Here is a 17,861-nt window from a genome sequence, read left to right as displayed (position 1 = left end):
GATGGCGAGCTCGAACGAGATCCGCTCCTCGCTGCGCCGCCAGGCCGCCGCGGCGACCGCCCGCGCACTGGGCCGGGACCTGCTGAAGCTCGTGGTCACGCTCGTGGTCGTGACCGTGCTGTGGCAGCTCGCGCTGTGGGCCTTCGGGGTCAACACCTACATCGGCAAGGGCCCCGCCGACATCTGGGCCTACCTCGTGACCGACGCCGACGCGGGCGAGAACCGCGCCGTGCTGTTCGATCGGCTCTGGGTGAGCCTCGGTCACGCCGTGATCGGCTTCGTCGCGGGGCTCGTGGTCGCGCTCGTCGCAGCCATGCTGTTCCAGCTGAACCGCGGCGTGGAGCACGCGCTGATGCCGCTCGCGATGCTGCTGCGCTCGGTGCCGCTCGTCGCGATGGCGCCCGTGATCACGCTGATCTTCGGCCGGGATCTGTGGTCGGTCGCCGTGATCGGCGGCATCGTCGTGCTGTTCCCGGCGCTCGTGAACATCGTGTTCGGCCTCCGCTCGGCGTCGCCGCAGATGCTCGACCTCGTCGCCGTGTACGGCGGCTCGGCGTTCACGGCCCTGCGCAAGGTCGCCCTGCCGTCGTCCCTGCCGGCGTTCTTCGCGGCCGTCCGCATCTCGGTGCCGGGCGCGCTCACGGGCGCGCTGCTGGCCGAGTGGCTCGCGACCAGCGACGGCATCGGCGGCGGCATCGGCCCGGCGATCTCGCAGTCCCGGTTCCCCGAGGTGTGGGCGTCGATCGTGCTCGTCACGGCCGCCGCGCTCATCCTGTACAACCTGATCCAGGCGATCGAGGACGTCGTCCTGACGCGCCTCGGGATGCACCCCCTTAAGAACCTCTGAGCCCCGTCACTCGAGCCACTCGGTGATGAACCGGTCGCTGGCGTGGATGTGGGTGGCGATGTAGTCGTCGCCGTCGAGGACCTCGACATGGTGCGCCCGCGCGCGGGCGGCTTCGCGTACGACGCCGACGAGGTCGCGCTCATGGTCGCCGACACGCGCCGTGCGGTCGCCGCGGGCGCGCACGGCATCGTGATCGGCGGCACGCGCGACGGGCGCGTGGATCCCGAGATCGTGCGCCCCGTGCTCGACGCGGCGGGCGACGTGCCGGTCTCGTTCCACCGCGCGTTCGACACGCTCGCCGACCACGCGGCGGGCCGCATCCAGGTCATGGCCGGCGGCGGCATCGACCCGTCGAACCTCGCCGAGATCGTCGCGACCGGCGTCGACGGCATCCACGCGTCGGCGAAGGGGATCGTGTCGGACGCGGTCGCGGTGTCGCTCGGCACCGGCGCGCCGGCGGGAGAGGGCGGCTACGAGACGACCGACGAGGCGACCGCGATGCGGCTGCGCGAGATCCTGCGGGGCGCGTAGCCCCGCAGATCAGGCGCGGAGCACGACGTTGATCGGCTCCTCGCCGCGCGCCATCCGCTCGGCCTGCGTCGCCACCAGCTTGGCGATGCGCGGCCGCATGGCGCCCGAGCGGCCGCCCACGTGCGGGGCGATCAGCACGCCCGGGAGCGACCACAGCGGGTGGTCCTGCGGCAGCGGCTCCGGGTCGAACACGTCGCTCGCGACGCGGATGCGCCCGCGGCGCACGTGGTCGACCAGCGCGTCCGTGTCGACGATGGGCCCGCGGCCGACGTTCACGACCAGCGTGCCGTCGGGCAGGGCCGACAGGGCGGCGTCGTCGATCAGGTGATGCGTCTCGGGGCCGCCGGGCAGGACGATGACCAGGATGTCCGCGGTCGGCAGCAGCTCGGGCAGCTCCGAGATCGGCCGGACCTCGATGCCCTCCTCCTTGCGGGCGCGCGACGCGACCGGGATCAGCTCCACCTCGAACGGCAGCAGGCGGTCGGCGATCGACTTGGCGACGCCGCCGAAGCCCAGCATCACGACGCGGCGGTCGGCGAGGCCCTCGGCCTGGAAGGTCTCCCACTCGCCGCGCTCCTGGTTGCGCACCATGCGGGGCAGCTCGCGCTGGGCGGCAAGGATGAGCGCGACCGTGAGCTCCGCCGTGGCGGTCTCATGCACCGACGACGCATTCGCGTAGACCGTGCCGGAGGGCAGCCGCTCCGCGACGCCGTCGTACCCGATCGCCTGCCCCTGCACGAGCCGGTGCTCGAACGTCGACAGCTTCTTGAGCGTCTTTCCCTGCTTCATGTACGGCGGCACGACGATGTCGATGCGCTCGCGCGGGGCGTCGCCCGAGCCGTCCCACTCGATCACCTCGATCGGCAGCTGCGGGTCGAGCAGCGCGCGCACGTCGTCGGCGAGCTGCGCGTCGGGAACGGACAGGACCACGGTCTCGGAGGTATCGCTCACGCTTCGACCCTATCGGCGCGCAGACGACGAAGCCGCCCCCCGGGAGGGAGCGGCTCCGCGAGGCGTGCGGGGCTACGCGGCGGCGCCCACGACCGCCGAGATCGCGCTGGTGAAGAAGCCGAGGCCGTCGACGCCCGAGCGCATGGCCGCGGGGGTCTGCGGGCCGAAGCCCGGCTCGACCGCGTGCTCGGGGTGCGGCATCAGGCCCACGACGTTGCCGCGCTCGTTGGTGAGACCCGCGATGTCGTCGAGCGAGCCGTTCGGGTTCACTCCGAGGTAGCGGAACGCCACCTGGCCCTCGCCCTCGATCCGCTTGAGCGTCTCGTCGTCGGCGATGTAGCCGCCGTCGGCGTTCTTGAGCGGGATCACGATCTCCTGGCCCGCCTCGAACGCGCTGGTCCACGCCGTGTCCGCGTTCTCGACGCGCAGGCGCTGGTCGCGGCGGATGAACTGCTGGTGCGCGTTGCGGATCAGGCCGCCCGGCAGCAGGTGCGCCTCGACGAGCATCTGGAAGCCGTTGCAGATGCCGAGGATCGGCATGCCCTTCGCGGCCGCGTCCTTGACCTCGGCCATGATCGGTGCGTGCGCCGCGATCGCGCCGGCGCGCAGGTAGTCGCCGTAGCTGAAGCCGCCCGGCAGCACGAGGGCGTCCACGCCGTCGAGGTCGTGCGAGCCGTGCCACAGCGCGACGGGCTCGCCGCCGGCCAGGCGGATCGCGCGCTGCGCGTCGCGGTCGTCGAGCGAGCCCGGGAAGGTGATGACGCCGATGCGGGCGGTCATGCCTGCTCCTGAGCCTCGGCGAGCACCTCGACGCCCACGACGTCCTCGATGACGGCGTTCGAGAGGATCTCGTCGGCGACCTGACGCGCCTCGGCGAGCACCTCCTCGGTCACCTCGCCCTCGACCGTGAGCTCGATGCGCTTGCCGATGCGCACGTTCCGGAAGGTGCCGTGGCCGAGGCGCGCGAGCGATCCGGTGACCGCCTTGCCCTGGGGGTCCAGCAGCTCGGCCTTGGGCATGACGTCGACGACGATGGTGGGCATAAGGGGAGCTCCGGATGTCGCGGGCGGGAGAGTCCCCACCATTCTAGTCGCCCGCCGGCCGCTCCCCGGCCGAGCCTCCACGCGACGGTGCGCACCCGCTTCGATCACAACCCGGTCACGGGACTTGCGGTCGTGGGAGCGCTCCCATAGGCTCGCCTGCAGTCCGGATGGGAGCGCTCCCACGCACCGCGTGCGATGCGCACCCGCCTGCCCGTTCTGCACCGGGACCGCGCTGTGTCGCGCGGCCCTCACACACAAAGGAGTGACAGTGAACTCACGTGCCTTCCGCCGCGGCGCCGCCGCGGTGTCGGCTGTCGCCGCCGGCGCCATCGCGCTCGCCGGCTGCTCCGGCGGCAACGCGCCCGCCGAGTCGGCGGACCCGAACGCCCCGATCGAGCTGAGCATCGCCACGTTCAACGACTTCGGCTACTCGGACGAGCTCCTCCAGGAGTACATGGACGAGCACCCGAACGTGACGATCGTGCACAACAAGGCCGCGACGTCCAACGACGCGCGCGCCAACTTCTTCCAGAAGCTCGGCAACACCGGCCTGGCCGACATCGAGGCGATCGAGATCGACTGGACCGCCGAGATGATGCAGTACGCCGACCTGCTGGCCCCCGTGCCCGAGGAGCTGAAGGGCCGCTGGCTCGACTGGAAGGAGGCCGCCGCGACCGATGCGGACGGCAACCTCGTCGGCTACGGCACCGACATCGGTCCGCAGGCGGTGTGCTACCGCGCCGACCTGTTCGAGGCGGCGGGCCTGCCGACCGACCGCGAGGAGGTCGCCGGTCTGTTCACCACGTGGGACGACCTGTTCGCCGTGGGCGCCGAGTACACCGAGAAGACCGGTCAGCCGTTCCTCGACTCGGCCAACTCGGTCCTGCAGGGCCTCGCCAACCAGCTCGAGGTCACCTACGAGGAGGCCGACGGCACGGTCGTGGCCACCGAGAACCCCGACGTGCGCGAGATGTACGACACCGTCATCGAGAAGGCCGTCCCGATCACCGCATACCCCGGTCAGTGGAGCGAGGACTGGTTCGCGTCGATGGCCAACGGCGAGTTCGCCGCGATGCTGTGCCCGCCGTGGATGCACGGCATCATCGCCGGTGAGGCGCCCGAGGTGACCGGCTGGGACATCGCCGACGTCTTCCCCGGCGGCGGCGGCAACTGGGGCGGCTCGTACCTGGTCGTCCCCGCGAACGGCGAGAACGTCGCCGCGGCCCAGGAGCTCGCCGCGTGGCTGACCTCGCCCGAGGTGCAGGCCAAGGCCTTCGCCAACGTCGGCGCGTTCCCGAGCCAGCCCGAGGCGTACGAGATGCCGGAGGTCACCGAGGCGACCAACGAGTACTTCAACAACGCGCCGGTCGGCCAGATCAACGCCAACCGCTCCGAGGCCGTCACGGTCTCGCCGGTCAAGGGCCCGAAGTACTTCCAGTTCCACGAGGCCCTGAACCAGGCCGTCACCCGCGTGCACGACGGCCTGCAGTCGCCGGAGGAGTCGTGGGACGCGTGGGTCACCGAGGTGTCGGCGTTCTGAAGCCATGACCGCCACTGACGCCACGACCCACGGGGAGGGGCGCTCCAGCGCCCCTCCCTCGGGCCCCCAGGCGGCGCCCAGCGCGTCGCCCTCCGGGGCACCGGCCCCCCGCCCCGTCCGGGTGCTCTCGTTCTCGCAGCGGCTCAGCCGCTGGGACCTGAGGCTCTCGCCCTACCTCTACATCTCACCGTTCTTCATCCTGTTCGCGATCGTCGGGCTGTTCCCGATCGCGTACACGGCCGTGATCTCGTTCATGGACTGGGACCAGATCCGCCGCTCGGGCGAGTTCATCGGATTCGACCAGTACGTCTGGATCCTGACGCAGCCCAAGTTCTGGATCGCGCTGCGCAACACCTTCAGCATCTTCCTGCTCTCGAGCGTGCCGCAGCTGATCCTGGCGATGTTCATCGCCGTCATGCTCGACAAGCACATCCGGGCCAAGACCTTCTGGCGCATGAGCGCGCTGCTGCCGTACGTGGTGGCGCCCGTCGCGGTCGGCCTGATCTTCAACGCGATGTTCGCGGACCAGTCGGGCGTCGTGAACGGCTGGCTCGGGTTCTTCGGCATCGGCCCGATCCCGTGGCACGTCGAGCCGTTCTGGAGCCACGTCGCGATCGCGTCCATGGTCAACTACCGCTGGACCGGCTACAACGCGCTCATCCTGCTGGCTGCCATGCAGGCCATCCCGCGCGACTACTACGAGGCGGCGACGGTCGACGGCGCCGGCACGTGGCGCCAGTTCTGGAGCATCACGCTGCCCTCGCTCAAGCCGACGCTGATCTTCGTGATCATCACCTCGACGATCGGCGGCCTGCAGATCTTCGACGAGCCGCGCATGTTCGACCAGTTCGGCCGGGGTGGCGCGGGGCAGCAGTGGCTCACGATCACGCTCTACCTGTACGACATCGGCTGGGGCGAGTGGAACTTCGGTCGCGCCGCGGCGATGGCGTGGATCCTGTTCCTGATCATCCTGGCGATCGGCCTGGTCAACCTGATCGTGACGCGCTCGCTCGTGCGCGACGAGGGCGCCAGGGTGATGCGCCCCTCGCGCGCCGAGCGCCGCGCCGCGCTGCGCGCCCAGAAGAAGGAGGTGGCGCGATGACCGCCGTCCGTCCCGACGAGGCCGTGGGCACCGCCACGGCGACCCTCGTGACCGGTCGCACCGGCCGCCGCGCCGTACGCATCCGGGGAACCCGTCCGGGGTTCTGGGTGTACGCGGGCCTCGCGGTCGTGCTGTTCGCGAGCCTGTTCCCGCTGTACTTCTCGTTCCTGATCGGCTCGGGCGACGCCAGCACGCTGCGCGATCCGGACAAGTCATGGATCCCCGGCGGCAACTTCATCCAGAACGCGACCGCCGTGATGAGCCAGCCGGCCGTCAACTTCTGGCCCGCCCTGTGGAACAGCATCTGGAGCTCGACCGTGATCGCGGTCAGCGTGGTCGTGTTCTCGACGCTGGCCGGATGGGCGTTCGCCAAGCTCCGCTTCCGCGGCGGGCCCGCACTGCTGGCCTTCGTGGTCGCCACCATGGCGGTGCCGCAGCAGCTCGCGGTCGTGCCGCTGTACGTGCTGTTCGCCGAGATCGGATGGACGGGCCAGATCGGCGCGATCATCATCCCGGGCCTGACGAGCGCGTTCGGCGTGTTCTGGATGACCCAGTACCTGCGCCAGACGGTGCCGGACGAGCTCATCGAGGCCGCCCGTGTGGACGGCGCGTCCATGATCCGCACGTTCTGGACCGTGGGCGTCACCGCGGCCCGGCCCGCGGCCGCGATGCTGTTCCTGTTCACGTTCGTGACCGCCTGGAACAACTTCTTCTGGCCGTTCATCGTGCTCGACCGGCAGAACCCGACGCTGCCCGTCGCGCTGGCGCTGCTGCAGTCCAACTACTTCGTCGACTATTCGATCGTGCTCGCCGGTGTGGTGCTCGCCACGCTGCCGCTCCTGCTGCTGTTCGTCTTCGCGGGCAAGCAGCTGGTCAGCGGTATCATGGCCGGCGCCGTGAAGGGATGATGACCCTATGACCCGCTCGTTCCCCTCCGAGTTCCTGTTCGGCGCGGCGACCGCCGCCTACCAGATCGAGGGCGCCGCCTTCGAGGACGGCCGCACGGCCTCCATATGGGATCACTTCGCCCGCATCCCCGGGGCCGTCATCAACGGCGACACCGGCGACGTGGCGTGCGACCACTACCACCGCTACGCGGACGACGTCGCGCTCATGAAGGAGCTCGGCCTGCAGGCGTACCGGTTCTCGACGTCGTGGTCGCGCGTGCGGCCCGACGGCGGTCCCGTCAACGCGAAGGGCATCGACTTCTACAGCCGGCTCGTCGACGAGCTGCTGGAGGCGGGCATCCTGCCCTGGCTGACGCTGCACCACTGGGACATGCCGCAGGCGATCGAGGAGAAGGGCGGCTGGACCTCGCGCGACACGGTCGACCGCTTCGTCGAGTACGCCCTGTCGGTGCACGACGCCCTCGGCGACCGTGTGACGAAGTGGACGACCCACAACGAGCCGTGGTGCTCGTCGTTCCTGTCGTACACGGGCGGTGAGCACGCGCCCGGCCGCCAGAGCGTCCGCGACGGCCTGCTCGCGTCGCACCACCTGCTCCTGTCGCACGGCCGGGCCATCCAGGAGCTGCGCGCCCGTGACGCGGCGCTCGACTTCGGCATCACGCTCAACCTCACCAACGGCGAGCCGGCGGATCCGTCCGACCCGGCCGACCAGGACGCCGCGCGCCGCATCGACGGCCAGTTCAACCGCTGGTTCCTCGACCCGATCTTCCGCGGGCAGTACCCGGCGGACGTCGTGGAGGACATCCGCGCGGTCGATCCCGAGGCGGTGGCCGCGTTCGAGTCCGCCGTGCAGGACGGCGACCTCGCCGTCGTGTCGACGCCCATCGAGTTCCTCGGCGTGAACTACTACCACGGCGAGTTCGTGTCGGGGCATGAGACCGACCGGCCCGCTCCGGTCGGCGAGGCGCCGAGCGACCGCCCGAAGCGCTCGCCGTTCCCCGCGATGGAGGGCGTGCACTGGGTGGACCGCGGCTTCGAGCGCACGACGATGGGCTGGGAGGTCGACTTCGCCGGCCTGCGCAACCTGCTCGTGCGCGTCTCGGAGCAGTACGCCGCCCCGGCCGGGGTGCCGCTCTACGTGACGGAGAACGGCGCGGCGTACGACGACGAGGTCGTCGACGGCGAGGTGCACGACGCCGAGCGCGTCGCGTTCGTGCGCGGTCACGTCGCGGCGGTCCTCGAGGCGATCGAGGCCGGCGTCGACGTGCGCGGCTACTTCTACTGGTCCCTGCTCGACAACTACGAGTGGGCCTGGGGGTACGAGAAGCGGTTCGGCATCGTCCGCGTCGACTACGACACCCAGCAGCGCACGGTCAAGGACAGCGGTCGCGAGTACGCTCGCATCATCGCGTCCCGTGCGGTGGAGCCGGCGGGGGTCTGACAGGAGACGGATGGATCAGCGGATCGGGGACGGCCCGGCACGGGGTGCTCGCGGCACGGCCACGATCGAGGAGGTCGCGGCGCGGGCCGGCGTGTCCCGCTCGACCGTCTCGCGCGTGCTGGGCGGCGGCGCCCGGGTCAGCCCCGAGGCGCTGACCGCCGTCCGGCAGGCGATCGCGGAGCTCAACTACGTGCCCAATCGGGCGGCGCGGTCGCTCGCCAGCCGGCAGACGCACGCGATCGCGCTGGTCGTGCCGGAGGACACCACGCGGTTCTTCGGCGACCCGTTCTTCGCCGCGATCGTGTCCGGCATCAACGCGCGGCTGTCCCGATCCGAGCACGTGCTGAACCTGATCATCGCGTCGGACGACCCGGGCGACAAGGCGACGTCGTATCTGACCGGCGGCAACGTGGGCGGCGCGCTCGTGGTCTCGCACCACACGAGCGACACCTATGTGGAGCGGATCAACCAGGCCGTGCCCGTGGTGTTCGGTGGCCGTCCTGTGCGCACCCGCGCGGACGACTACTTCGTGGACGTCGACAACGTCGAGGGCGGCCGGATCGGCACGCGTCACCTGGTCGAGCGCGGCCACCGCCGCATCGGCACCATCACCGGCCCGCTCGACATGCCGGCCGGCGTGGACCGCCTGCAGGGCTTCCGCGAGGTGCTCGAGGAGGCGGGACTGGAGCCCGGGCCCGCGGAGGACGGCGACTTCACGACCGACGGCGGGGCCGAGGCGATGCGGCGCATCCTCGCGGCCGGGGATCCCCCCGACGCGCTGTTCGTGGCCAGCGACCTGATGGCGCGCGGCGCGATCGGGGTGCTCCATGCGCGCGGCCTGCGGGTGCCCGAGGACGTCGCGATCGTCGGCTTCGACGACTCGCCCGTGGCGGTCAACATGCCGCCGCACCTGACCACCGTGCGCCAGCCGTCGCGCCTCCAGGGCGAGGCCATGGCCGACGTGCTGCTCGCGCGCCTCGCCGGCGGCGACCCGCCGCACGCCACGATCCTGAAGAGCGAGCTCGTCATCCGCGAGACCGCGTAGGGCCGGTCGTCGGATCCGCTGCGCGGTCGTCGGATCCGTGATGCAGAAGGGGCCGGCGCGCACGTCGCCGTGCACACCAGCCCCTTGCGTCCGTCGACCGGGCGGTCGATCCGACGACTGAGCGGATCAGTCCTGCGGGTCGCCGCCGAGCTGGCCGACCGCGGGGATGGGGCCGCCGTCGTCTGCGCCGGTGCGGCGCGCGCGGGCGATCAGGTTTCCCACGTGGTAGATCGCGAGCGCCGCGACCGTGCCGAGCACGATGCCGCCGAGCTCGAAGCCGTCCCACTGCATGGTGAAGCCCGCGATGCCGATCACGAGCGCCACGGCGGCCGTGTACTGGTTGACCGGACGCGAGAAGTCCACGCGGTTGTCGACCCAGATCTTGATGCCGATGATGCCGATGAGGCCGTACAGCGCAGTGGTGACGCCGCCGAGCACGCCGGCCGGGATCGAGTTGAACACGGCGCCGATCTTCGGCGAGAACGCGAGCAGGATCGCGACCAGGCCGGCGATCCAGTACACCGCGGTCGAGTACACGCGGGTCGCCGCCATGACGCCGATGTTCTCGCCGTAGGTCGTGGTGCCCGACCCGCCCGCGAGGCCTGCGAGGGTCGTCGCCGCGCCGTCCGCGATCAGCGCGCGGCCCGTGTGCTCGTTCACCGAAGCGTCCGTCATCGTGGCGACGCCGCGCACGTGGCCGACGTTCTCGGCGACGAGCACCAGCACCACCGGCAGGAACATCGCGATGGCCGACCACGTGCCCGCCGACGCGAAGTCGGGGAAGTGGAACTGGGGGGCGCCGAACCACGCCGCGTCGCCCACCGCGCTGAAGTCGAGCTCGCCCGTGATCGCAGCGAACACGTAGCCGACGATCACGCCGAGGAAGATCGAGATGCGACCGAGGAAGCCGCGGAACAGCACCGCGAACAGGATGACCGCGGCCAGCGTCACGGTCGCCGTGAGCGGGGCGCTCTGGTAGCTGCCCCACGCGACGGGCGCGAGGTTGAAGCCGATCAGCGCGACGATCGCGCCCGCCACCACGGGCGGCATCAGCTTGTCGACCCAGCCCAGGCCCGCGAACTGGACCACGAGTCCCACCGCGGCGAGCAGCACGCCGACCGCGACGATGCCCGCGAGCGCGGAGCCCATCCCGGCCGACGCGGTCGCGGCCGTCACGGGCGCGATGAACGCGAACGACGAGCCCAGGTAGCTGGGCAGGCGGTTCTTCGTGATCAGGAGGAACAGCAGCGTGCCGAGCCCGCTGAACAGCAGCGTGGTCGAGACGGGGAAGCCGGTGATGGTCGGGACGAGGAACGTGGCGCCGAACATCGCGACGACGTGCTGGACGCCCATCGCGATCGTGGCGGGCCAGCTGAGGCGCTCGCCGGGGGCGACGACGCGTCCGGGGGCGACCGTGCGGCCGTCGCCGTGGACAGTCCACAGGGGCATGGGGCTCCTTCGGGTGGAGGGGCGGGAAGGCAATCGATCCACGATACTGCCCGCCGCGTTTCGCCCCCGTGAGCGACCGCGATCGGATCTCGCCCGACTATTTCCGTTGATGCGAAGTCCGCGTCGACCCCCGTGCGGCGCGTGGCTACCATGTGCCGCGTCGGCCGCCTGGCCGGCGCCGCGTCCGGGTGTCGCGGTGATCAGCGCCGGCGGAGGCCGGCGCCCTCACCGCCGAGTCGTGCGCCGCGCTCGTCGGCTACGAGATCCCCGAGAAGCAGATCGAGCTGCCGACCCGCGGCGCCGTGGTCGAGACCGCGACCTGGCAGAGCGGGTACTGCGCCGTCACCGGATGGATCCGCGCGGTCACCGCACCGCAGGACATGCAGTTCCGGGTGAACCTGCCGGCCGAATGGAACGGCCGGGCGCTGCAGTTCGGCGGCGGCGGGTTCGACGGGTCGCTCGTGACGGCCACCGGGAACTACACCGCGCAGCCCGCCGGCACGTACACGTTCGATCCGCTGCAGCACGTCGACCGGATCCAGGAGCTCGGCGAGATCATGGGCGTCACCGACGTCGATCTCACCCGGTTCCAGGCGCACGGCGGCAAGGTCATCCTGACGCACGGCACGATCGACGACTTCATCACGCCGCACAACACCGTGCGGTACTACGAGCGGCAGCAGGAGCGCTTCAAGGCGCCGACCGCACGCGACCGATGTGCGAGTACCCGGCGTGGCCGCAGCACACCGGCGAGGGGTCGATCGACGACGCGGAGTCGTTCGTCTGCGTGACCGGCTGACACCGCCCTCAGGGCCCCGCGGGGAGGCGTGTCGAACTCCTCCCCGCGGGGCCTTTTCGTGCCCGGACCGGCCCTGATCCGCACGTGTGAATCGCGTGTATGCGCTCGTATCGAATGGCATTCGAACGCAGCCTATGCATAGCCTGGGAGGACGAGTCCGCATACGTAACGCACCTCGAGTTCGACGAGAAGAGTGTCATGAGCGATAAGACGACCCCGGCGGAGCCGGGGATCGAACGGAAGAAGCCCGTCACCAAACTGGTGAAGGAGGTGACCCATCCGGCGCTCATCCCAGGCATCGGCGTCGAGGACACGGGGCGCACCTTCTCCACCAACTGGCTGGTGTTCGGCATCGCGGGAGCACTCGTGCTCGCCGTCGTGATCTGGGGCTTCGCGGCCCCGCAGAGCATCAGCGAGGCCGGGTCGGCATCGCTGGGCTGGGTCATGGAGAACTTCGGATGGCTGTTCTCGCTGCTGGCGATCGTCACGATCGCGTTCATGCTCGTGCTGGGCTACGGCCGCACGGGCGGCGTCCGCCTCGGAGCGGATGACGAGGAGCCCGAGTTCTCGACCGTCTCGTGGATCGCCATGCTGTTCTCGGCGGGCATGGGCATCGGCCTGCTGTTCTGGGGCCCGGCCGAGCCGCTCGGGTACTTCCTCGACGTCCCCTACGGCTTCGACGCGGAGCCCGGCACGCGCGACGCGATGCACATGGCGCTCGCGCAGTCGATCCTGCACTGGGGTCCGATGGCCTGGGCCTTCTACGCGCTCGTGGGCGGCGCGATCGCGTACGCCGCGTACCGCCGCGGCCGGCCGCCGCTGATCTCGGCGATCTTCGCCCCGATCTTCAAGGAGCGCACCGAGGGGTGGGCGGGCGCGATCATCGACGTGTTCGCGATCATCGTGACGCTGTTCGGCACGGCCGTGACGCTCGGCATGGGCGCACTGCAGATCGCGAGCGGCGTCGAGCACGTCGCCGGGATCGGGCCCGTCGGCAACGTCGGCCTGATCGCGATCATCACGATCCTCACGGCGGCCTTCGTCGTGTCGGCCGTGTCCGGCATCAAGCGCGGCATCCGCGCGCTGTCGAACATCAACATGGTGATCGCGCTGGTCATCGGCGTCATCATCTTCGTCGCCGGCCCGACGCTGTTCCTGCTGAACATCATCCCGTCGTCGGTGTCGGCCTTCCTCGCGGAGCTGTGGACGATGCTGATGCGCAATCCCGCCCAGGGCGAGGACGCCGCGACCTTCGTGTCGTCGTGGACCAACTACTACTGGGCGTGGTGGATCTCGTGGACGCCCTTCGTCGGCATGTTCATCGCGAAGATCTCGCGGGGCCGCACGCTGCGCGAGTTCGTCACGGTCGTGATCATCGTCCCCGCGGCGGTCTGCATCGTGTGGTTCGGCATCATGGGCGGCACCACGATGCTGTTCGAGGAGGACGGCCGCGGCATCAGCGAGGCGGGCGGGCCGGAGGCCATCCTGTTCGCGGTGCTCGGCGAGCTGCCCTTCGGCGCCGTCCTGTCGGTGCTCGCGATGATCTCGATCGTGCTGTTCTTCGTGACGTCGGCCGACTCGGCCGCGATCGTCATGGGCTCGATGAGCCAGCGCGGCAAGCCTGAGCCCTCGAGCTGGGTCACGATCGCCTGGGGCGTGCTGCTCGGCGCCGCGGCGCTCGCGCTGCTGCTCGCCGGCGGCGAGACCGCGCTGTCGGGTCTGCAGTCGATCATGGTGGTGACGGCCCTGCCGTTCGCCGTGATCGTGGTCGGGATCATGGTGGCCTGGGCGCGCGAGCTCGCGACCGACCCGTACATCCTGCGCCGGCGGTTCGCACGCGCCGCGATCGCGCAGGGCGTGCGCCTCGGCATCGAGGAGCACGGCGACGACTTCGTGTTCGGCGCGACCGAGGTGGCCCCCGATCAGGGGGCGGGCGCCGCGATCGACACGGACGACCCCGCACTGACCGAGTGGTACGAGACCGCCACCGAGCAGCTGGAGATCGTCTCGGCCGCCGACATCGCCCGCACGCTCGAGCCCGGGCACATCCAGCACAAGGGGCCGGATCACCCGGAGCACACCGCCTCGGGCGACGCGTCGCTCGTGGTCGGCGAGGGGCGCCGCGCCGCGCGCGAGGCCGACAAGCCGACGGTGGGCAGCGACTGACCCGCGTACGCGACAGGGGCGGGGATCCGGATCGGATCCCCGCCCCTGTGGCTTCTGGAGGCCGTGCGGTCAGGCCGTGAGCAGGTCGAGCAGCTCGCGGTAGCGCGCGACCGTGCGCTCGACGATCTCGGCCGGGAGCTCGGGCGGGGTGCCCTGCTTGTCCCAGTTCGCCGCGAGCCAGTCGCGCACGATCTGCTTGTCGAAGCTCGCCATCCGCTCCTTGGGTGACGCGCCGTTCTGCCACGCGGCCGCGTCCCAGTAGCGTGAGGAGTCGCTCGTGAGCACCTCGTCCGCGAGGCGGAGCACGCCGTCCTCATCCGTGCCGAACTCGAACTTCGTGTCGGCCAGGATCAGCCCGTGGGCCTCGGCCGTCGCGGCTGCGCGGCGGTAGATCTCGAGCGAGCGATCGCGGAGCTCCGCCGCGCGCTCGGCGCCGACCAGCTCGACGGTGCGCTCGTACGAGATGTTCTCGTCGTGCTCGCCCATCGGCGCCTTCCAGGCGGGGGTGTAGATCGGCTCGGGCAGGCGGTCGCCGTCCTGCAGGCCGCCCGGCAGCGGGATGCCGCACACCGTGCCGCTCTCCTGGTACTCGACCCAGCCCGAGCCCGTGAGGTAGCCCCGCACGACGCACTCGACGGGCAGCATGTCCAGCGCGCGCACGATCATCGCGCGCCCCGCGACCACATCCGGCACCGGCTCGCCCGTCAGGTGGTTCGGGATGGCCTCGCCTCCGTCCGCGCCCGACAGCTGGTCGAACCACCACAGGCTGAGGGTCGTGAGCAGCTCGCCCTTGCCCGGGATGCCGGGGGAGAGCACGTGGTCGAACGCGCTCACGCGGTCGCTCGCGACGACCAGCATCCGCGAGCCGTCGCCGTCGGCGGGCGCATACAGGTCGCGCACCTTGCCGGAGTACACGTGCTTCCATCCGGGGATCTCGAGCGTCATGCGTCCATCATCCCAGTGCCGCGGTGCGGTCCCGCGCGCGCGTGCACCCTGCGGCGGCAAAGGTATGAGAGACGCACCGTCCCGCGGGGCGGAAGGTGCGTCTCTCATACCTCTGGGTGGATCGGGCGTCAGGTCAGGGCGAAGACCGCGGGGTCGGCCAGGAAGTCGAGCATCCCCTTGTACTCCAGGCGCTCCGCCGTGGCGTCGGCCGGAAGGTCGAACACCAGCACGCCCTGGAGCGTGTTGCCCGGGTTGATCTCGCCGAAGAGCGAGTCGTTGCCATCGATGTAGATGCCGGCTGCGCTGTTGGCCTCGAACTCGCGGCCCTCCGCGTCGTACACCTTGGCGTTCATGTCCGAGAAGGACTCGGCTTCGGTCCCCACGTTCTCCACCGACACATGGACCAGCACGAACTGACCCTGAGCCTTCTCCCCGAACAGAGTGCCGGCGACCTCCTCGCCGACCTGCGCCACGCCCGGCTCGACCTTCGTGACCGTGATGGCCAGGTTCCCGGTCTGCGCGGCGGTCCCGATGGGGGCCAGGGCGGGAGCCTCCTCCGCGGGCTCTTCCGTCGCCGGCTCCTCCTCAGCCGGTGCCTCCGAGGCGGTGTCCGCGGCGGGCACCTCGGCCGCGGGCTGCTCCGAGGCGGTGGTGTCCCCGCCGCCCTTGGGAGCGAAGATCGCGATGGCGACCACGATCGCGATCGCCCAGAACCACCAGCGCTTCAGCAGCGGCTTCTTCGGCTTCTCGGGCTGCGGCGCGGGAGCGGCGGTGGTGCCGGCCGGGGCGTGCGGCGGGACGGGCGGCTGGGGGCTGTCGAAGGACATGTGAGACTCCTCGGTGCATGCCGATGCCATCGGCGATGACCGCGACGGCGGGCCGCCGTCGCGGGAGCGGGCCCGGTCGCCGGGCCGCCGGGGCCGCGCTGGCCCGTGGCGACCCCGGCGGGGCTCGCGGTCGCCGCCGTGGCGGCGACAGGGACAGCGTCCGTCGCAGGGGACCTCGCGCACCTCCTCCATCCGGTCGGAGCCGCCCGGCCGATCGGCCGGACATCGTCGGGCGGAGGGAGGAGGCCCGCGTCCGTGGCCGCCCATACGCTCGGAGCATGACCACCGCCGTGCGCCCTCGACCGGGCCGGATCGCGCGGCTGCTCGACGGCGGCTGGTCGACCGGGCTGTTCGTGCTCGGCGCGCTGTGGGACGTCCTGTGCGTGATGAACGTGCCGGGGGCGGCCGTCTTCCGCGCCGACGCGGAGCGCGTGGCGAGCATCACCGACGTGGGGACCCTGCTCGCGCTCGCCGCGCTGCTGGCCTGGACGACGGTGTACGTGCGCGCACGGGCGCCGCAGGTCGTGCTGATCGCGGGCGCGGTCCTCATGGCGATCGGCGTCTCCTACCTGCTCGCCCTCGTGGGCGTGTTCCACGCGCTGATGCGCTGGCCGAAGCGAACCGGATGGATCGCCGGGGTCACCGTCGCCGGCGTCGCGGCGTTCGTTCTGCGCGAGGTCCTCACCGACTGGGGCGCGGCGCTCCCGTGGCTGTTCGGCGCGAGGACCTCGGACCCGGGCGCGGTGGGCTGGACCGTCGCACCGTGGCTCCTCGCCCTGGTCTCGCTCGCGGCCCTCGCGGGTCTCGTGGCGCTGCAGCGCAGCCGCCGGACGGCCGATGCGCATCGCGCCCGCGCCGAACGCGAGCACCGACGCGCGGAGACGCTCGACGAGCAGCTCGCACGGCAGGCCGAGCGCGAGCGGATCGCGCGCGACCTGCACGACGGCCTCGGGCACCGGCTCGCGTCCGCCGCGCTCTCGGCGAGCGCCTTCGAGGCGCAGGTCTCCGCGAACCCCTCGATCGATCCCTCGCTCGGGGAGTGGGCCCGTGCCGTGCGCGAGCAGACCCGGGCCGCCCTCGACGACGTGCGCGGTGTCGTGGGCGGCCTCCGCTCCGAGGGCCGGTCTCCGGCGCCCGCGTCGCTGCGCCTGGTCGGACGACTGCTGGGCGAGCTGCGCGCGGCCGGGCATCGCATCGATGCGTTCGTGATGGTGGAGGGCTCGGACCGGGTCGGGACGACCCTGGATGCGGCCGCCTACCGGATCCTCCAGGAGAGCCTCACCAACGCCATCAAGCACGCGCCCGGAGCGCCCGTCTCCGTGACGTTGGATGCATCGCCCGAGCGCGGCGTGCGCATCCGGGTCGAGAACCCGCTCACGGTCGGCGGCGCCGGCGTGCCCGGCGGAGGCCACGGGATCATCGGGATCCGCGAGCGCGCGGAGTCCGAGGGCGGGACCGCGTGGATCGGAGCTCACGAGGGCAGGTTCATCGTCGACGTCGACCTGCCCTGGGTCGACCGCGCCTGAGGGTGTCCGCGCCCGTCGGTAGGGTGGCGACGTGCCCCTCGCCGACGCCGCGGACCCCGAGCCCCGACCGCCCGTGCGCGTGCTGATCGTCGACGACGAGGCGTTCCCGCGCAACGCGATCCCGGCGATCCTCGGGCCCTATCCGGAGATCGATGTGATCGGTGCGGTCGACGGCGGTGCCGCCGCGGTCGAGTTCGCGCGTGCGCATCGCCCCGACGTCGTGCTGATGGACATCCAGATGCCGGGCATGGACGGGATCGAGGCCACGCGCGCGCTGCTCGCGCAGGTCGACGCCAACGTCGCCGCCATGACGAGCATCGCGGACCTCGGGACGGTGAGGCGCATGTTCGAGGCCGGGGCGTACGGCTACATCCTGAAGGACACGGATCCCGGCGACATGGCGCGGGCCGTGCTGACGGTCGCCCGCGGCGACGCGTTCCTGGCGCCGCAGCACACGCGCCAGATCGTGGTGCAGCTCGCCGCCGACTCCGGGGCGGAGGCCCGCCGCGAGGCCGCGGCCCTCTTCTCCGCGCTCACCGAGCGCGAGCGCGAAGCCGCCCGGCTGATCGCGACCGGCGCGAGCGACGACGAGATCGCCCGAGCGATGCACCTGGGCGTCTCGACCGTGAAGACCCACGTCCAGCAGGCCCGGATCAAGCTCGGCGCCCGGAACCGCACCCAGGTGGCCGTTCTCGTCGAGCGCGCGGGCGAGACGCCCGCGGGCGTCTGACTCGCCCGGCG

The 17,861-nt window shown here is 71.5% G+C and carries 17 protein-coding genes; 11 read left to right on the top strand and 6 right to left on the bottom strand.

Features of this window, described 5'->3' with window-relative positions:
* The first annotated feature begins 1 nt into the window (after window position 1).
* Window positions 2-847 carry an ABC transporter permease gene (locus tag ACYVGN_RS05790; RefSeq protein WP_460789402.1) on the top strand — a complete coding sequence of 282 codons (846 nt, stop codon included), beginning with the start codon at window positions 2-4 and terminating at the stop codon, window positions 845-847.
* A gap of 42 nt (window positions 848-889) precedes the next feature.
* Window positions 890-1,378 carry a copper homeostasis protein CutC gene (locus ACYVGN_RS05785; RefSeq protein ID WP_460789400.1) on the top strand — a complete coding sequence of 163 codons (489 nt, stop codon included), beginning with the start codon at window positions 890-892 and terminating at the stop codon, window positions 1,376-1,378.
* A gap of 9 nt (window positions 1,379-1,387) precedes the next feature.
* On the opposite strand, the gene ACYVGN_RS05780 is transcribed toward ACYVGN_RS05785, so the two are convergent.
* The 3 genes from ACYVGN_RS05780 to purS all read right to left on the bottom strand — a co-directional run bounded on the left by ACYVGN_RS05780 (window position 1,388) and on the right by purS (window position 3,372).
* On the bottom strand, window positions 1,388-2,329 hold the full coding sequence (locus tag ACYVGN_RS05780) for a 2-hydroxyacid dehydrogenase (protein WP_460789399.1): 942 nt from the start codon (window positions 2,327-2,329) through the stop codon (window positions 1,388-1,390).
* A gap of 72 nt (window positions 2,330-2,401) precedes the next feature.
* Window positions 2,402-3,109, bottom strand: coding sequence for a phosphoribosylformylglycinamidine synthase subunit PurQ (gene purQ, locus ACYVGN_RS05775; protein ID WP_055988042.1), 708 nt, complete (start codon window positions 3,107-3,109; stop codon window positions 2,402-2,404).
* Window positions 3,106-3,372: a phosphoribosylformylglycinamidine synthase subunit PurS gene (gene purS / locus ACYVGN_RS05770; RefSeq protein ID WP_460789398.1), complete on the bottom strand. Its 267-nt coding sequence runs from the start codon at window positions 3,370-3,372 to the stop codon at window positions 3,106-3,108. The genes purQ and purS overlap by 4 nt, the downstream gene beginning before the upstream one ends.
* A gap of 268 nt (window positions 3,373-3,640) precedes the next feature.
* Between purS and ACYVGN_RS05765 the strand changes: the two genes are divergently transcribed.
* From ACYVGN_RS05765 to ACYVGN_RS05745, 5 genes are read left to right on the top strand one after another with little or no spacing between them, the layout of a single operon-like run.
* The gene (locus ACYVGN_RS05765) at window positions 3,641-4,912 is read left to right on the top strand and encodes an ABC transporter substrate-binding protein (RefSeq protein ID WP_460789396.1); all 1,272 of its coding nucleotides are present in this window, start codon (window positions 3,641-3,643) and stop codon (window positions 4,910-4,912) included.
* A gap of 4 nt (window positions 4,913-4,916) precedes the next feature.
* Window positions 4,917-6,014 (top strand): carbohydrate ABC transporter permease, encoded by a 1,098-nt coding sequence (locus ACYVGN_RS05760; RefSeq protein ID WP_460789395.1) that lies wholly within the window; start codon window positions 4,917-4,919, stop codon window positions 6,012-6,014.
* A complete protein-coding gene (locus ACYVGN_RS05755) occupies window positions 6,011-6,922 on the top strand; it encodes a carbohydrate ABC transporter permease (RefSeq protein WP_460789393.1) in 912 nt (303 codons plus the stop codon). The genes ACYVGN_RS05760 and ACYVGN_RS05755 overlap by 4 nt, the downstream gene beginning before the upstream one ends.
* 7 nt (window positions 6,923-6,929) lie before the next feature.
* Window positions 6,930-8,363 (top strand): GH1 family beta-glucosidase, encoded by a 1,434-nt coding sequence (locus ACYVGN_RS05750; protein WP_460789392.1) that lies wholly within the window; start codon window positions 6,930-6,932, stop codon window positions 8,361-8,363.
* A gap of 10 nt (window positions 8,364-8,373) precedes the next feature.
* Window positions 8,374-9,408, top strand: a complete 1,035-nt coding sequence (locus ACYVGN_RS05745) for a LacI family DNA-binding transcriptional regulator (RefSeq protein ID WP_460789390.1) — start codon at window positions 8,374-8,376, stop codon at window positions 9,406-9,408.
* Window positions 9,409-9,534: 126 nt separating this feature from the next.
* Here ACYVGN_RS05745 and ACYVGN_RS05740 read toward each other — a convergent pair whose 3' ends face one another.
* Window positions 9,535-10,857 (bottom strand): uracil-xanthine permease family protein, encoded by a 1,323-nt coding sequence (locus tag ACYVGN_RS05740; protein WP_460789388.1) that lies wholly within the window; start codon window positions 10,855-10,857, stop codon window positions 9,535-9,537.
* 302 nt (window positions 10,858-11,159) lie between these two features.
* On the opposite strand from ACYVGN_RS05740, the gene ACYVGN_RS05735 reads away from it, so the two are divergent.
* Together ACYVGN_RS05735 and ACYVGN_RS05730 are read left to right on the top strand one after the other, a co-directional pair.
* Window positions 11,160-11,648 (top strand): tannase/feruloyl esterase family alpha/beta hydrolase, encoded by a 489-nt coding sequence (locus ACYVGN_RS05735; RefSeq protein WP_460789387.1) that lies wholly within the window; start codon window positions 11,160-11,162, stop codon window positions 11,646-11,648.
* Between the two features lie 206 nt (window positions 11,649-11,854).
* Window positions 11,855-13,822: a BCCT family transporter gene (locus ACYVGN_RS05730; protein WP_055988063.1), complete on the top strand. Its 1,968-nt coding sequence runs from the start codon at window positions 11,855-11,857 to the stop codon at window positions 13,820-13,822.
* A 69-nt stretch (window positions 13,823-13,891) separates the two neighbouring features.
* Here ACYVGN_RS05730 and ACYVGN_RS05725 read toward each other — a convergent pair whose 3' ends face one another.
* Together ACYVGN_RS05725 and ACYVGN_RS05720 are read right to left on the bottom strand one after the other, a co-directional pair.
* Window positions 13,892-14,767: a phosphoribosylaminoimidazolesuccinocarboxamide synthase gene (locus ACYVGN_RS05725; RefSeq protein ID WP_460789386.1), complete on the bottom strand. Its 876-nt coding sequence runs from the start codon at window positions 14,765-14,767 to the stop codon at window positions 13,892-13,894.
* Window positions 14,768-14,895: 128 nt separating this feature from the next.
* The gene (locus tag ACYVGN_RS05720) at window positions 14,896-15,594 is read right to left on the bottom strand and encodes a DUF4352 domain-containing protein (protein WP_460789384.1); all 699 of its coding nucleotides are present in this window, start codon (window positions 15,592-15,594) and stop codon (window positions 14,896-14,898) included.
* Window positions 15,595-15,872: 278 nt separating this feature from the next.
* On the opposite strand from ACYVGN_RS05720, the gene ACYVGN_RS05715 reads away from it, so the two are divergent.
* Complete coding sequence (locus ACYVGN_RS05715; RefSeq protein WP_460789382.1) at window positions 15,873-17,120, top strand: sensor histidine kinase; 1,248 nt, start codon at window positions 15,873-15,875, stop codon at window positions 17,118-17,120.
* 31 nt (window positions 17,121-17,151) lie between these two features.
* Window positions 17,152-17,850 carry a response regulator gene (locus ACYVGN_RS05710; RefSeq protein ID WP_055988070.1) on the top strand — a complete coding sequence of 233 codons (699 nt, stop codon included), beginning with the start codon at window positions 17,152-17,154 and terminating at the stop codon, window positions 17,848-17,850.
* The last annotated feature ends 11 nt before the right edge of the window (window positions 17,851-17,861 follow it).

It is taken from the genome of Microbacterium lacusdiani (assembly GCF_054779895.1).
This window is presented reverse-complemented; position numbering and strand designations above follow the sequence as displayed.

Coding starts and splice junctions, on each gene's coding strand:
- ACYVGN_RS05790 (WP_460789402.1), top strand. CDS start 2: ATGGCGAGCTCGAACGAGATCCGCTCCTCGCTGCGCCGCCAGGCCGCC.
- purQ (WP_055988042.1), bottom strand. CDS start 3,109: ATGACCGCCCGCATCGGCGTCATCACCTTCCCGGGCTCGCTCGACGAC.
- purS (WP_460789398.1), bottom strand. CDS start 3,372: ATGCCCACCATCGTCGTCGACGTCATGCCCAAGGCCGAGCTGCTGGAC.
- ACYVGN_RS05760 (WP_460789395.1), top strand. CDS start 4,917: ATGACCGCCACTGACGCCACGACCCACGGGGAGGGGCGCTCCAGCGCC.
- ACYVGN_RS05755 (WP_460789393.1), top strand. CDS start 6,011: ATGACCGCCGTCCGTCCCGACGAGGCCGTGGGCACCGCCACGGCGACC.
- ACYVGN_RS05750 (WP_460789392.1), top strand. CDS start 6,930: ATGACCCGCTCGTTCCCCTCCGAGTTCCTGTTCGGCGCGGCGACCGCC.
- ACYVGN_RS05745 (WP_460789390.1), top strand. CDS start 8,374: ATGGATCAGCGGATCGGGGACGGCCCGGCACGGGGTGCTCGCGGCACG.
- ACYVGN_RS05740 (WP_460789388.1), bottom strand. CDS start 10,857: ATGCCCCTGTGGACTGTCCACGGCGACGGCCGCACGGTCGCCCCCGGA.
- ACYVGN_RS05730 (WP_055988063.1), top strand. CDS start 11,855: ATGAGCGATAAGACGACCCCGGCGGAGCCGGGGATCGAACGGAAGAAG.
- ACYVGN_RS05725 (WP_460789386.1), bottom strand. CDS start 14,767: ATGACGCTCGAGATCCCCGGATGGAAGCACGTGTACTCCGGCAAGGTG.
- ACYVGN_RS05720 (WP_460789384.1), bottom strand. CDS start 15,594: ATGTCCTTCGACAGCCCCCAGCCGCCCGTCCCGCCGCACGCCCCGGCC.
- ACYVGN_RS05715 (WP_460789382.1), top strand. CDS start 15,873: ATGACCACCGCCGTGCGCCCTCGACCGGGCCGGATCGCGCGGCTGCTC.